14 protein-coding genes are annotated in these 13,619 nt (G+C 69.8%); 10 read left to right on the top strand and 4 right to left on the bottom strand.

Features of this window, described 5'->3' with window-relative positions; translation table 11 throughout:
- Nucleotides 1-9 precede the first annotated feature (9 nt).
- Complete coding sequence (locus E1267_RS22550) at nt 10-285, top strand: HAD family hydrolase (RefSeq protein WP_132334625.1); 276 nt, start codon at nt 10-12, stop codon at nt 283-285.
- A 39-nt stretch (nt 286-324) separates the two neighbouring features.
- On the opposite strand, the gene E1267_RS22545 is transcribed toward E1267_RS22550, so the two are convergent.
- Entirely contained in the window at nt 325-903 is a 579-nt protein-coding gene (locus E1267_RS22545; RefSeq protein WP_132334623.1) for a hypothetical protein, read from the bottom strand.
- A gap of 110 nt (nt 904-1,013) precedes the next feature.
- Between E1267_RS22545 and E1267_RS22540 the strand changes: the two genes are divergently transcribed.
- Nucleotides 1,014-1,529 carry a hypothetical protein gene (locus E1267_RS22540; RefSeq protein ID WP_132334621.1) on the top strand — a complete coding sequence of 172 codons (516 nt, stop codon included), beginning with the start codon at nt 1,014-1,016 and terminating at the stop codon, nt 1,527-1,529.
- Here the strand turns inward: E1267_RS22540 and E1267_RS22535 are convergent.
- Nucleotides 1,418-1,837 (bottom strand): DUF5980 family protein, encoded by a 420-nt coding sequence (locus E1267_RS22535; RefSeq protein WP_132334619.1) that lies wholly within the window; start codon nt 1,835-1,837, stop codon nt 1,418-1,420. The two genes, E1267_RS22540 and E1267_RS22535, sit on opposite strands and share 112 nt — an antisense overlap.
- A gap of 898 nt (nt 1,838-2,735) precedes the next feature.
- On the opposite strand from E1267_RS22535, the gene E1267_RS22525 reads away from it, so the two are divergent.
- Both E1267_RS22525 and E1267_RS22520 read left to right on the top strand, forming a co-directional pair.
- Nucleotides 2,736-3,908, top strand: a complete 1,173-nt coding sequence (locus E1267_RS22525; RefSeq protein WP_132334617.1) for a sensor histidine kinase — start codon at nt 2,736-2,738, stop codon at nt 3,906-3,908.
- Nucleotides 3,905-4,582, top strand: coding sequence for a response regulator (locus E1267_RS22520; protein ID WP_132334615.1), 678 nt, complete (start codon nt 3,905-3,907; stop codon nt 4,580-4,582). Before E1267_RS22525 ends, E1267_RS22520 begins: the two co-directional genes overlap by 4 nt.
- Before the next feature lie 163 nt (nt 4,583-4,745).
- Here E1267_RS22520 and E1267_RS44510 read toward each other — a convergent pair whose 3' ends face one another.
- Nucleotides 4,746-5,261 carry a hypothetical protein gene (locus E1267_RS44510; protein WP_165959735.1) on the bottom strand — a complete coding sequence of 172 codons (516 nt, stop codon included), beginning with the start codon at nt 5,259-5,261 and terminating at the stop codon, nt 4,746-4,748.
- A gap of 255 nt (nt 5,262-5,516) precedes the next feature.
- On the opposite strand from E1267_RS44510, the gene E1267_RS44505 reads away from it, so the two are divergent.
- A complete protein-coding gene (locus E1267_RS44505) occupies nt 5,517-6,722 on the top strand; it encodes a sensor histidine kinase (protein WP_165959734.1) in 1,206 nt (401 codons plus the stop codon).
- The gene (locus E1267_RS22510) at nt 6,719-7,357 is read left to right on the top strand and encodes a response regulator transcription factor (RefSeq protein ID WP_132334611.1); all 639 of its coding nucleotides are present in this window, start codon (nt 6,719-6,721) and stop codon (nt 7,355-7,357) included. The genes E1267_RS44505 and E1267_RS22510 overlap by 4 nt, the downstream gene beginning before the upstream one ends.
- Here the strand turns inward: E1267_RS22510 and E1267_RS22505 are convergent.
- Nucleotides 7,342-8,373 carry a hypothetical protein gene (locus tag E1267_RS22505; protein WP_132334609.1) on the bottom strand — a complete coding sequence of 344 codons (1,032 nt, stop codon included), beginning with the start codon at nt 8,371-8,373 and terminating at the stop codon, nt 7,342-7,344. The two genes, E1267_RS22510 and E1267_RS22505, sit on opposite strands and share 16 nt — an antisense overlap.
- 284 nt (nt 8,374-8,657) lie before the next feature.
- Here E1267_RS22505 and E1267_RS22500 point away from each other — a divergent pair, with 284 nt between their 5' ends.
- The 4 genes from E1267_RS22500 to E1267_RS22485 all read left to right on the top strand — a co-directional run.
- On the top strand, nt 8,658-9,509 hold the full coding sequence (locus E1267_RS22500; protein ID WP_132334607.1) for an alpha/beta fold hydrolase: 852 nt from the start codon (nt 8,658-8,660) through the stop codon (nt 9,507-9,509).
- Between the two features lie 85 nt (nt 9,510-9,594).
- Entirely contained in the window at nt 9,595-10,215 is a 621-nt protein-coding gene (locus E1267_RS22495; RefSeq protein ID WP_132334605.1) for a TetR/AcrR family transcriptional regulator, read from the top strand.
- 80 nt (nt 10,216-10,295) lie between these two features.
- The gene (locus tag E1267_RS22490; RefSeq protein ID WP_220449615.1) at nt 10,296-11,891 is read left to right on the top strand and encodes an ATP-binding protein; all 1,596 of its coding nucleotides are present in this window, start codon (nt 10,296-10,298) and stop codon (nt 11,889-11,891) included.
- Between the two features lie 80 nt (nt 11,892-11,971).
- The coding region (locus tag E1267_RS22485; protein WP_132334603.1) for an AfsR/SARP family transcriptional regulator at nt 11,972-13,619 on the top strand (1,648 nt) is incomplete at its 3' end.

Genomic DNA, 13,619 nt, shown 5'->3' with positions numbered 1-13,619 from the left:
CCGGCAGCGGTGCTGTTCGACATGGACGGCACGCTGTTCGACAGTGAGCCCCTCTCGGACGTCAGTCTCGCCGAACTCGCCGGGAAGCTCGGCGGCACCGTGTCGCCCCGGACGCGCCATCGGGTCGTCGGCCGGAATCTCCGGGACACCGCCCGGATCGACACCGTGGTCTGCGGCGACGAGGTGACGTACCCGAAGCCCGATCCGGAGGGATCGGCTGATCGGGCTGCTGGCCGCCCGGATCGGCCCACACACCCCGAAGGGCCGCGGCCGGCGAGAGGGTGACCCCGGCGGGCCTGCGATCACCGACCGATGGGAAACTCCCTAGTCGGACTCACTCCACAGATACCACGGGCCCTGCCAGTGTTCGTAGAGATCCTCGCCCTCAGGGTCGGGCGGCTCGCCCTCAGGGCTCCAGGCGAATCCGGCAGTACCGAAAAACCCGGTGCCGTCGATGGCGAAACGCACTCCGCCAGGGATCCTCACGGCCCGTTCGACCGGGAACAGCCCTATCCATTCGTCCGCGGGCAGCGGCGCACCATGCGAGAAGGCTTGGGAGCGCCCGTCGAGGGCAGGTCGCGACAGCGCGAAGCGCGCCTTCAGGGGCGCGCCCACGTATACCAGGCCGCAAACCAGCAGAACGATCAGGGGCGGCAGTGACCACACCGGCCATTCACGACGCAACCGCGTTGAAGATTCATCCCTGAACAGCATGCGGGCCAACGTGAGCACCCATATGAGAGCGATGAAGACCCAGACATTGACCGTCAACGCCAACCACATCGGGTCGGCACCTGGAACGCTCGTCGCCCATACGGTCGCCAGGGCCGCGACGACCGTCGGCATGATCGCCACCGTCCGTCCCGGCCGCCAGGTGTCGAAGCCGGGCTTCGCCGTGTCCATGCCGCCACCATAGAGGTCCACCGGCTACGTCGAGCGCAGGCGTGGGCTCGCCCTGTGCGGAGCGCCGCGCTCGACGCGAACCGATCACCACGTGCGATCGTCGAACGGTCATGGGCAAGCTGACATGCTTTCCACTGCCGTTCGGGCTCGTCGTGGTCATCGCCGGTTTCTTGGCGGTCCGCGACGTGAACGGACGACTTCGCGCCGCTCCCGTCGAGGCCGGCGAACACGTGGCGCCCGAAGCGATCGCTGCCAAATCCGGTGACCGAGTACGACGAGCAGCAGTTTCCCGACCCGTCGGGGGATACGTCACGACGCCGTTCACCATGGGCCCGCTGTCGCCACCGTGGTACCCGCCGCTGCTCGGCCTGATCCTCGCCACCGCCACCGCCACCGCCACCGCCACCGCCGTCGCAGTCGCCCGTGCGCTGATCGTCGGCGTCCTCACCGTCTTCTACCTGCTGACGCTGCTCGTCGTGGCTCGGGACAACCTGCTGATGTACATGGACGAGCGTCAGGGCCAGATATCCGGGTTCCCCTGTGACCAGCAATCCTCCCGCATGTTGATGCGGATGGGGTTGGTCTGCTCCACGGTTCCGTCCGAGGCCCAGAGTTCGGCGACGTAGACGGCGGGCGGGGCCGGTGCGATGGATACGTGGACGAATCCGAGGATGGTGTTGCCGTAATTCTCTCCGGGCCAGACGGCGCCGCCGTTGCTGTACGATCCGGGCGGCAGGTTCCGGATGCCTAGGGTTATCTTGTCTTTCCACTTTCCGTAGACGTACGCGACGAAGTACGTACTGGGATGGCCGCCGGGCGCGCACATGCGCTGCCCGATGTCGCGCAGCTCCCACGTGGCCCCGGCCGTGACGGCCGAGGCCGGTAAGGTGCCGGACAGCGTCAGCGCCACGCCGGCGGTGACGCCGAGCAGCATCCTGACGGCACGTCGGATTGATTTCACAGAACCTCCGGAAACTTAAGGCGAGGGAACCTGACATCTTCCAGGGACCATTGTCATCCCGTTCGTTGAGAATTCAAGGGCCGAAGTTTTATCAATCCACGGGGCAAGCATGCGACCTGGCCTTTTTCTCGCCATTCTCATGAAATTTTAATTTCGAAATGTTTCGGCGTACTGATGGTGTTACGACAGGCCGGTGAGCGCGCGACACCGCCGGCCGTGCAGGTGGGCGCTGCTCGCGGCCACCCTCCCGCTGCACGGGCAGGAACGCTGCCGCCGAGGCAGCCGCGAATAGGGCGAACAGGACACTTCACAAAAGAGTGAAACGAGCGATCACGAGGAGATCCTTCCCAGCCAGCCGTCGTCGTTACGTTGCAGTATGGGCCGTGTGCGGTCGATGCCGGGACGGCCCTGGTCCCGCCAGGTCTCGGCCCAGCCGGTCAGGACGCGCAGCGCGTCCTCGTCCCCGGCGTGAACCGTGTGCTGGCATCGTCTGCCGTGATCAGAGCGGCTCCGGCCGGTGTGACGCAGCCGATCCGCCAGACGGGTTCACCCCGAGCAGCGGTGGCCAGTTCGTCGGGGCGGGTGGCGAGCAGGTGGTTGTATCTTGGCCAGACCTGTCACGTTGACCGGGTCACGACGAGGTGCCGATCTCCAGCACACGCTGACCGGGGGTGACATCGAGCAGGTCGAGCATGGACGCGATGACCTGGGGCGCAGAGGTCTGCGGCACCCGGCTGCCGTCCGGCCTGCTGGTGTAGCGGCGTGAGCGCGCTCCGGTCCGCCCCCGTACGACTTGAGTCGTACGGAGCGGGGGCGAGGATGGGACCTGCGGTGGGTGCGGCGGTCGGCGGCGGTCTGTAGCGTCGCTCGCGTGGTCAGACGTATCGTTGCCCGCGCCCGAGAGCACCCGCGAGTGGTGGACGCCGCATGGGCTGGACTGGTGGTGCTGGCCAACGTCCCCGTGCTGGCCGACGGTCACGCGGGGGTGGCCGGGTGGGGATGGCTGTGCGCGGTCTGCCTTCCGCTGGTCTGGCGGCGGACGGCTCCGGTCCTCGTCCTGTACGTGACGGTCGGCCTCAGCCTGGCGTCCTACGTGGCCGGGGTCCAGGAGGTCCACCCGGTGACCGCCATCGCGGTGGCGGCGTACACGGTCGGCCGGCACCGCCCGTGGCGGCGGGTGCTGCCGCCGGTGGTGGCGCTCGGAACGGCCTTTCTCTACGGCACGCTGGTGGCCGGGCTGCGGTGGGACGATGTGGTGACTCTCACCTCGGTCGTGACGGCGGCCGTTCTGCTCGGGGTGACGCTCCAGACCAGACTGGCCTATCTCGCAGGGCTGAAGGAGCGGGCCGAGCGGGTGGAACGCGAGCGTGACCAGCAGGCGCATCTCGCGGTAGCGGCCGAGCGGGCCCGGATCGCCCGGGAGGTGCACGACATCGTGACCCACAACCTGGCGGTCATGGTGGCGCTGTCCGACGGGGCCGCGTTCACCGCTACGGCCGCTCCCGAGCGGGCCGCCGACACGATGGGGAAGGTGTCGGCTGCGGGCAGGGAGGCGCTCGCGGACATGCGCCGGCTGCTGGGTCTGCTGCGCGACGGCGGGCCGGACACCGCCGGCGAGATGGTCAAGCTGGCCCCGCAGCCCGGCGTGAACGATCTCGATCTGCTCCTCGACCAGGTGAGGGAGGCGGGCGTGCGGGTCACCCTGGTCCGTGAAGGCGTGCCGGACGGCTGGGGGCCGGGCCCCGGGCTGGCCATCTACCGCATCGTGCAGGAGGCTCTGACCAACACGATCAAGCATGCCGGCCCGGATGCCGCCGCCCGGATCCGGCTGAGCTACACGAGCTACGGAGCCGACCTCGAGATCACTGACGACGGCCGAGGCGCTTCCGTCCTGGCCGGCGCGGGGCCGTGGCCTGGCGGTCACGGGCTGGCCGGTATGGCCGAGCGGGCGGCGGCATACGGCGGTCGCATCGAGGCGGGTCCGCTGCCCGATCGAGGCTGGCGGGTGCACACTCGCCTCCGGTTCGGTGACGGAAGCGCGTGAAGATCCGGCTGCTGCTGGTGGATGACCAGCCCATGTTGCGTCTCGGCTTCCGGATGGTGTTCGAGACCCAGCCCGACCTCGAAGTCGTCGGGGAGGCCGGCGACGGCGGGCAGGGTGTCGCGATGACCCGCGCATTGAGACCCGACGTGGTGCTGATGGACGTCCGGATGCCGGTGATGGACGGCATCGAGGCGACCCGGCGGATCGTCGGCTCCGGGTCTCCGGCGCGCGTCCTGCTGCTGACCACGTTCAACCTGGACGAGTACGTCTTCTCCGGGTTGCGCGCGGGAGCGAGCGGCTTCCTGCTCAAGGAGGTGCCGCCGCCTGATCTGCTCACCGGTATCCGGGCCGTGGCCTCCGGCGACGCGGTGGTCGCACCGCAGGTGACTCGCCGGCTGATCGACGCCTTCGCCCAGCACCTGCCCGACTCGGCGACCGGCTGCTCGCCTGCCGACCAGCGTCTGGATCAGCTCACCGATCGCGAACGTGAGGTGCTGGCCGAGGTGGTCCGCGGTCACTCCAACGGTGAGATCGCCGAGACGCTGACCGTCTCGGAGGCGACGGTGAAAACTCATGTCGGCAGAATCCTCACCAAACTGCAACTGCGTGACCGGGTGCAGCTCGTCGTCTACGCCTACGAGACGGGCATCGTGCGGCCAGGCCAGGACAGGTGAGCGCGGCAACCAGGCGCCGGTGGTCGTGCTCGCGGCGGCGATAGTGACCGCGCTCGCACGACTGTGCGTGACGGCCGTCATTCGGCGACGGCGGGGGTGGTTGTTCGTGCGCTGGCCGGCCACCATCGGCTGGAGCGATCAGCACCGGATCGGGGGCGGCGTGTCAGCGCACCACAGCTCGGGATCGGCTTCTGGAGCCTCGACCCCATCCGGTGCGTCCCCACGGCTTCACGATGGACAGCACCGTGGCGAGGAACAGGACGACCAGCATCACGACCGACCCCGCGAGCAAGCCGGGCTCCAAAGAGCCGATGTCGGCCCCCGGGTCGGCCAGGGTCGCCGCGAGCGCGGCCTTCACCCCTTGGGCGGTGTACGCGTATCCGAAGATCATCGCGAAGACGGTGAGCACCAGCTTGGTGACGACCCACCAGTGGTGCAGAACGCGCCACTTGGTGTACAGCGCCAGCACCAGCCCAGTGACCAGGGCCCCCAAGCTCCCGGGGATCATGATCGCCGTGTCGCTGATGTGCAGGAGCTCGTAGGTAGCGGGCCGCAGTGGCTTCCCCGTACTGCTCAGCGCCACGACGCCCATGACGAGCATGGCGTAGCTGCCGCCGAGCCAGCCCACCGAGAGGCTCACGTGCAGCACCAGCCACACCCTGCGTGCGGGGGGCTTCATCGGCCAGGTGACCGATCGCCTTGGTGTGGAGCGAACCGGCTTCACGAGGTGTCCTCCATTGCGCTAGACGACGATGTCTCCAGCACACAGGTGACCGGCGGGTGGGCGAATCACGGTAGGTATGACATTTCGCGGTATAGGTGGCTGTCATGGCACCGGCGGGAAAAGGTTCTAGGCTCCGGCGGTGTGGAGAGCATGCACCCGCGAGAGGCGCTGAGGTCTCGTCCGTCCAGACTCCTGATCTCCTCCGCACCCTTGCGCGCCTGGGCGTACGCGGCGACCGGTGCCCTGCTCGGCGGCGGCACCATGGCGATCGTGCTGATCTTCGTCCTGGTGGGTGTGACACTGGCGCCTTTTGTCATCGGGTTCGTGCCATTGACGGCGGCCGGGCTGGCGGGGATCCCGGTCGGCGCCATCGAACGCCGGCGGCTGCGGTTGCTCGGCTTGCCGGCGCACCCCAGCCCGCACAGGATCCTGCGCGGAACCGGGCCCGTGGCCTGGACAGGCACCAGGCTCCGCGAGAGCGTCTCCTGGCGCGAGCTCGGTTACACCATGGCGCTGATCACTGGACTGTGGTTGCTCGACTACGTCGTCGCGGCCGTCCCGCTCGTCTGTCTCGTCTGTCTCGCCGCGCCGGTCGTCTACCTGGTGTCCGGCCCGGTGGACGTCCTCGGCTCCCACCTCGCGACGCTGGCGGACTCGCTCCTGGTGGCGGGATTCGCAGGGCTCGGACTGGTCGCCGCGGCCTATCTGGCCGTCGCGGTCGCAAGCATGCGCGTCCTGATCGTCCAGGCGCTGCTCGCGGCTCCCCCGTACGAGGTCCCCGACATGGAGACGGTCGGCTCCAGCGGGCGGCTGCTCGACGCCTTCGACGCAGAACGGCGACGCATCGAGCGTGACCTGCACGACGGCACCCAGCAGCGGCTCGTCGCGCTCGGCGTGATGTTGGACATGGCGCGGATGAACGTGGAAGAGCCCGAGCTGCGCAGCCTGCTGACCCGCGCCCATCGAGAGACCATCACGACGCTGGAAGAGCTGCGCGAGCTCGTCCGCGGCATCCATCCGCGTGTGCTGACCGAGCGCGGCCTCCCCGAAGCCGTCTCCGAGCTGGCAAGAGCCCATCCCATGAGGATCCGGGTGAAGATCAACGTACCGGGCAGGCTCGTGCCAAGCGTGGAGAGTACCGCGTACTTCATGGTGAGCGAGGCTCTGGCGAACGTCGCCAAACACGCCGAAGCCAGCGACTGCTGGGTCAGTGGCTGGATCGTCCATGACATGCTGATCTTGGAGGTGGGCGACAGTGGCAGGGGCGGCCTCGACTCGCGGGCGGACGGAGGCGTGCAGGGCATGGCAGACCGGGTGGCCGCGGTGGGCGGCCAGGTGAAGTTCACCAGCCCCGGCGGCGGGCCGACCATCGTGCGCGCGGAGATCCCCTGCCTGCCGCAGACGGCGACGGCATGAGAGTCGTGCTGGCCGAGGACTCCGGCCTGCTACGAGAGAGCCTGGTCAATCTCATCACCTACTTCGACCATCAGGTGGTGGCCACCGCGGCCACCGCGGGTGAGCTCCGCACCGCGGCCGCGGTCTTTCGGCCTGACATCGTCGTCACCGACGTGCGCATGCCGCCCGACCACACCGACGACGGCCTGCGGGCCGCGATCGCGCTGCGCCGCGATCGCCCCTCGCTGCCGGTGCTGGTCCTCAGCCAGTACGTCGACAGCGCCGCGCTCTCCGAGCTGCTGCGCAGCGGCGATGCCGGCACCGGCTACCTGCTCAAGGACCGGGTGGCCGACGGCGCCCAGTTCGTGGCGACCATGCGGGAGGTGGGTGGCGGCGCAACGGTGATCGACCCGGACGTGGTGCGGCGGCTGCTCACGCGCCGGGACGACCCGCTGCTGCGGCTCAGCACCCGCGAGCTCGAGGTGCTGGCCCTGATGGCGGAGGGCCGGTCCAACGCCGCCATCGGCAGGGAGCTCGTCATCTCCGAGGTGACCGTCTCCAAGCACATCGGCAACATCTTCACCAAGCTGGACCTGCCCGCCGACGAGATCAGTCACCGAAGGGTCCTGGCGGTCCTCAGCTACCTGCGCGGCTGATCCCTCGGGGAGACTGTGCCGTCCGACTGCCCCGCTCGCCCCTGCCGCCGGATAACGAGGGCCAGGGTGCCGAGATAGGCGGCGACGAACACAACCCCGGACAGGGCCCTGAAGGCGTCGCCGGCAAGCAGGCCGATCAGCAGGACGATGACGGCCGCCTGCGTCGTTCCCGCGCCGAGGACGAACACCGCCGCGGCGGCCCGGGTCGTCGCGGCGATGCGGGCCACCGCCCAGAGGCCCGCCACCACCGCCACCGAGGTGTAGAGCACAACGACCGGCCACGGAGCCTTCACGACGGAGACCAGCATCTCGGTTCCCACGAACCAGATGGCGTAGAGCCCGGCTCCCGACGCGAACGGCAGCCATCGCGCCCCTGGACGATCCGCGCCCGCCTGGACCCGCGGGACCCGGGGAAGGCGCATCGCGACCACATAGGCCACCAGCGCGGCACCGAGCACGGCCGCCAGGTGCAGGAGGAAGGTGGCGCCGTCCTGAACTCCTCGGTTCTCGCCCCAGAACACGAAACGTGCGATCGCCAGCCCGCCGGTGACGATCGCCAGCATCCAGGTGGCCCGTTTCGGCAGCCACGGACTGTCCGCCTGCCGGGGGAACAGCAGGTGCGTCAGGAGCACCGGGGTGAGGAGCGAGAACAGGCCGTGCCAGGGCAGGATGTACAGCGCCCAGGGGATCCGCAGGCCGGCCACAACGCCCAAGGTGCCGTACGCGTCGTTCGCCGGGTCGAGGGGGTGGAACAGCGTTTCCGAGATGAGACCCTCGTTGTACAGGCCGTAGATCATGCCTAAGCACCACAGGCCGATCGGTCCCGTCTTCGCGCGCGTGGCCACCTCGCGCAGCACCAGGATCGGCAGGCCGTACACGAAGATCGTGAAGGGGAAGAACATACCCGGCTGGAAAAAGTCGGTGGCCGGCATGGATCCGCTGAAAACCTCCGCCAGCAGCGGCGAAAGCACCATGAGCAGCAGGATCGGCCACCTGCTCTGACGTAGCGCGTTCATCGTGAGGTGTTTCCTTTCGTCGATCTCCGACGTTAGGGACGACGCTCCTCACGCACGACAACCCGAAGTCGGACTCAGGCACGCCGGCGGCGTACACCTCAGGTCGCAGTCCGTCCGCCGACGGTCGCATGCACCGACCGCGGGCACCTCGGGCGTGGTGACGCCGGCCATGGCCCGCAGCACGCGCAGCCCTTCCACCTTCATGACCACATATCCCTCCCGGACCCGCTATGTTGGTCACATGACTTGGTCACGAGACCAACATTTGCGGAGAGGAAGCCCCTATGCGCGTCACGGTGAACGGCACGTCGTTGTTCGTGGACGTCGAAGGCCCCGCCCTCGTGCCCGACGGTGACACGATGCGCGACAAGCCCACGCTCCTCCTGCTGCACGGCGGCCCGGGCCACGACCACTCGATCTTCAAACCGGCGTACGCGCGGCTGGCCGACCTCGTTCAGTTGGTCTACGTCGACCAGCGTGGCAACGGCCGCAGCCAGGACTCCGACCCTTCCACCTGGCACCTCGACCAGTGGGCCGACGACATCCCCGCCCTGTGCGACGCTCTCGGCATCACCAAGCCGATCGTGCTCGGCTGGTCGTTCGGCGGCATCGTCGCCATGCACTACGCCGCCAGGCACCCCGATCACCCCGCGAAGCTGATCCTGCAGAGCACGATGGCCCGCATGGACGTCGACCAGGTCGTCGAAGGCTTCCGCGCCGAGGCGGGCGAGGCGGCGGCGCTGGCGGCCAAGGCATTCCTCACGGAGGGCACACCGGAGACGTTCGGGGAGTTCGGGCGGCTGTGCGCGCCCTCCTACAGCCCGGATCCGGCTTTCCCCTCCCCCGAGGACATCCAGGCGATGACGCGGATGATCCCCAACCCGGAGCTGACGATGAGGTTCATGTCGCGGGAGCGTTTCGACCTGCGAGGCGAGCTCCGCGACGTCCGCTGCCCGGTGCTGGTGGCGGCGGGGGCGCGCGACCCGATCACGCCGCTCGCCTCGGCGCGGGAGATCATGACCGGCCTGCCCGCGGGGGCACGGCTGGAGATCTTCGAGGAATCGGGCCACTTCATCGCCGACACGGAGGGCGAACGGTTCTTCTCGCTCCTGCGCGCCTTCATCGAGGCTCCATGACGACCTGCGCGACCGCGGGCGAGCCAGGCGTGGGCGAGCCGGGCGCCACGACCACCATCCGGGCCGCGTCCGGCGGGGCGCCGCGATGACGTACCTGTCCGCCGACGAACGCCGGCGCGTCATCGTCGACGCCGCCGTCCGCGTGATCGCCACCGAGGGCCTGGCCGGCGCGACCACCCGCCGCATCGCGGATCAGGCGGGGGTACCGCTCGGCACCCTGCACTACTGCTTCCGCAACAAGGACGAGCTCAACCTGCTCATCCTCGGGCGTGGCCACGCCACGATGCTGTCCGCCTTCGAGGGGCTCGACCGGGAGGCCGGGTTCGAGGCGACCGTGCGCGAGGTCGTGGCGACGTACTGGCGGTGGATCCGCGACCACCACGGGCTGCATCTCTCACTGATGGAGCTGCTCATGTGGGCCATCCGCAACAAGGAGGCGGTCTTGCCCGGCCGGGACGTCTGGGCCGAGGTCAACGCCCCGTTCGGCGGCGACCTCATCGCCTCCGCCCTTGCCGCCGCGGCGGAGCGGGACGGCCTGCGCACGGCCGTGCCGGTGCCCGAGCTGGCCCGGTTCCTCATCCACCGGATGGACGGCCTGGTCCTCGAACTGGCGGAGACGTCGGACGAGGCGAGCTGCGAGCGGCAGACCCTCCTCCTGGCCGACGCGCTCGTCCTCCTGGCCCTGCCGCGTCAGGGTTCGGGGTAGGCGAGCAGGTATCTCAAGAACAGCAGCCATCCGCCTGAAATCCTCAGGCCCTCAGCTCACCATGCTGACAGCATGTGATCGTGTCATCACCCAAGGCGAAGTACTTCAACACCACCGGCCCCTGCGATCCGCGGCTCCACTACATGCTGCCTCCCGCACCACGGCTTCCCGAAGCGCGGACCCTCATCGAGATGGACCGCTACTTCGTCCTGCACGCCCCCCGGCAGACCGGGAAAACCACCATTCTGGACACTCTGGCCTCCGACCTGACCGCCGATGGCGACACCGCCGCCCTCGCGTTCTCCTGTGAGCGCGCCAAGGCGGCCGGCGACGACTACGGCGCCGCCGAGTCGCTGCTGCTGGATTCCCTCCGCGAGGCCGCCGACCTGTCGGGCTGGCCGAAGAAGCTGCTGCCACCGGGTGCCTGGCCGCAGGTCACGCCGGGCAGCCGGTTCGGTGCGGCGCTGAGCGCGTGGTGCCGCCGCAGCCCACGCCGGGTGGTGCTCTTTCTCGACGAGATCGACGCGCTGCAGGGCAACAGCCTGGTCAGCATCCTCAGCCAGCTCCGCGACGGCCACAACAAACGATCGAAGGGCTATCCGTTCCCCGCGTCGATGGTGCTGTGCGGGCTGCGCGACCTGCGCGACTACAAAGTCGCCTCCGGCGGCGACCCCACACGATTCAGCTTGGCCAGCCCGTTCAACATCATCGCCGACTCGTTGCGCCTGGGCGACTTCACCGCCGACCAGATCGCCGAACTGTACGACCAGCACACCCAGAAGACGGGGCAGCAGTTCACCAAGGACGCGGTCGACCGGGTCTTCGAGCTGACCCAGGGCCAGCCGTGGCTGGTCAACGCCCTCGCCCACGAGATCACCTCCACGATGCAGGTGACCGGCACCATCACCACCTGCCAGGTGGACGACGCCAAGGAGCGACTGATCCGGGCGCGCGCCACCCACCTGGACGCCCTGGCCGCCCGGCTGCACGAGCCCCGGGTCAAGCGGGTGCTGGAACCGATCGTGGCCGGCGCCCCCTACACCGACCGCCATATCATCGACGACCTGTCCTACGCCCGCGATCTGGGCCTGATCACGCAGAAGCCTCCGCCTCAGGTGGCCAACCCCATCTACCGCGAGGTCATCCTGCGCGTGCTGGGCGATCTGACCGAGCAGAACATCCACGCCGACCCGCACACCTTCGTGCTCCCCGACGGCCGCTTCGACCTGCCCCGCCTGCTGCAGGAGTTCGTCGTGTTCTGGCGCGAGCACGGCGAGGTCCTCATCCAGCAGGAGGGCTACCACGAAGCCGCCTGCCAGATCATCCTCATGGCCTTCCTGCACCGCCTGGTCAACGGCGGCGGCCACCTCGACCGCGAATACGCCGCCGGCACCAAACGCCTCGACGTCCTGATCCGCTGGCCCCACACCGGCCCCGACGGCGAACGGCTGACGCAGCGCGAAGCCATGGAGCTCAAGGTCTGGCGACCCGGCAAGGACGACCCCCTGCCCGAGGGTCTCGCCCAGCTCGACCGCTACCTCGACCGCCTCACCCTCACCACCGGCGTCCTGGTCATCTTCGACCGCCGCCCCGAAGCTCCGCCGTGGAAGGAACGAGGGAGTTTCGAGCAGGCGACCACCCCGTCCGGCCGCCAGGTCACCGTCCTGCGCGTGTGAGAGGTGTCCTGGGCCGGTGGGCGCGCCGTCATACCGCCCCAGGCGGCCGGGAGGCGTTCTTCCTCTGAGAAGGTGGAGTGGTGCGGATCGAGTTGCTGGGGCGGATCCGGGTCTTCACCGATGACGGAACACCCGTTGAGGTCGGAGGCCCTCGCGTGCGCATGGTGCTGGCCCGGCTCGCACTGCAGCCGGGACACGTGGTGCCCGCCGAGACGCTGATCGGCGCGATATGGGGCGACGGCCCGCCGGCGGACGCCGCCAACGCGCTGCAGGCGTTGGTGTCCCGGCTGCGCAAGGCCCTGCGCGGGACCGGCGGCGTGCAGTCGCGGCCGGGCGGCTACCGGCTCGTGGCCGGCGCGCAGGACGTGGACGCGCACAGGTTCGAGGAGCTGGCGGCGCGCGGAGGAAAGGAGCTGGCCGCCGACAGGCCGCAGGCGGCCTCCGTCACGCTCGGCGAGGCCCTCGGGCTGTGGCGAGGCGGCGCCGCGCTGGCCGATCTGAGCGATGTGCCCTTCGCCGACGACGCCGCCGCCCGGCTTGAGGAGCTGCGGGTGGCGGCGGCCGAGGACCGGTTCGACGCGGAGGTGCGGCTGGGAAGGCACGATGAGGTGCTGGCCGACCTGGAGGCGGCCGGCAGGCGGCATCCCTTGCGGGAACGGCTCACCGTTGTGCGCATGCGCGCCCTCTACGCGGCAGGGCGGCAGTCCGACGCGCTGACCGTGTACGAGGAGACGCGCGCCGAGCTGGCCGGGCAACTCGGCGTCGATCCCTCCCGGGAACTGCGGGAGACGCAGCTGGCGGTGCTCCGGGGCGAGCTCGACGGTCCGCCCGTCCACGCCGGATCCCGGTTGCCTCGGTGGCTGACCGGCTTCGTCGGCAGGCAGGAGGAGCTCAGGCTGGTCCTGGAGCTGATGGAGACCTCCCGGCTGGTCACCGTCGTCGGCCCGGGCGGAGTCGGCAAGACCCGGCTGGCCGTGCACGCGTTGACCCGGCACCGCACCTGCCGCAGCGGACGGGTGTGGTTCGTCCCCCTGGCCGGGGTGGAGACGTCCGCCGGGTTGCTGGACGCCGTGCTCGGCGCGCTGAGCGCCTCGGGCCCGCGCTCGGTGCAGCCGCTGCGCACCGACCCGCAGGAACCCCTTGACGCGGTGGCCGGTCTGCTCGCGGGTGGGGAGGCGGTGCTGGTGCTCGACAATTGCGAGCGGCTGGTGGCGGACGTCGCGGAACTGGCCGCCCGGTTGCTCGACCGGCTGCCCTACGTGACGATTCTCGCCACCAGCAGGGAGTCGCTGGCGATCGTCGGTGAGGCGCTGTGTCAGCTCGGGCCGTTGGAGGTCCCCGCCACGACGGAGGAGGCCGCCGGGGCGGCATCGGTGCGGCTGTTCCTGGACAGGGCGGCCGGTGTGCGGCCCGGTTTCGTGCTGGATGAGGTCACTGCCGGTCCCGTGGTGGAGATCTGCGGGCGGCTGGACGGGCTGCCGCTGGCGCTGGAGCTGGCCGCCGCCCGGCTGCGTACCATGAGCGTGGAGGAGATCGCGCGGCGGCTGGATGACCGCTTCCGGCTGCTCGCCTCGGGCAACAGGGCAGGGCCCGCTCACCAGCGCACGCTGCGGGCGGTGGTCGAGTGGAGCTGGGAGCTCCTGACGGAGGACGAGCGGGCGCTGGCGCGGCGCCTGTCGGTGTTCCCGGGCGGGGCCGGGCGGGACGCGGTGCGGGCGGTGTGTCCGA

Origin of the sequence: Nonomuraea longispora, from assembly GCF_004348345.1 — a bacterium.
Taxonomy (GTDB): domain Bacteria; phylum Actinomycetota; class Actinomycetes; order Streptosporangiales; family Streptosporangiaceae; genus Nonomuraea; species Nonomuraea longispora.
Note: the sequence above shows the minus strand (reverse complement) of the source record. Positions and strands in the feature narration are given on the sequence as shown.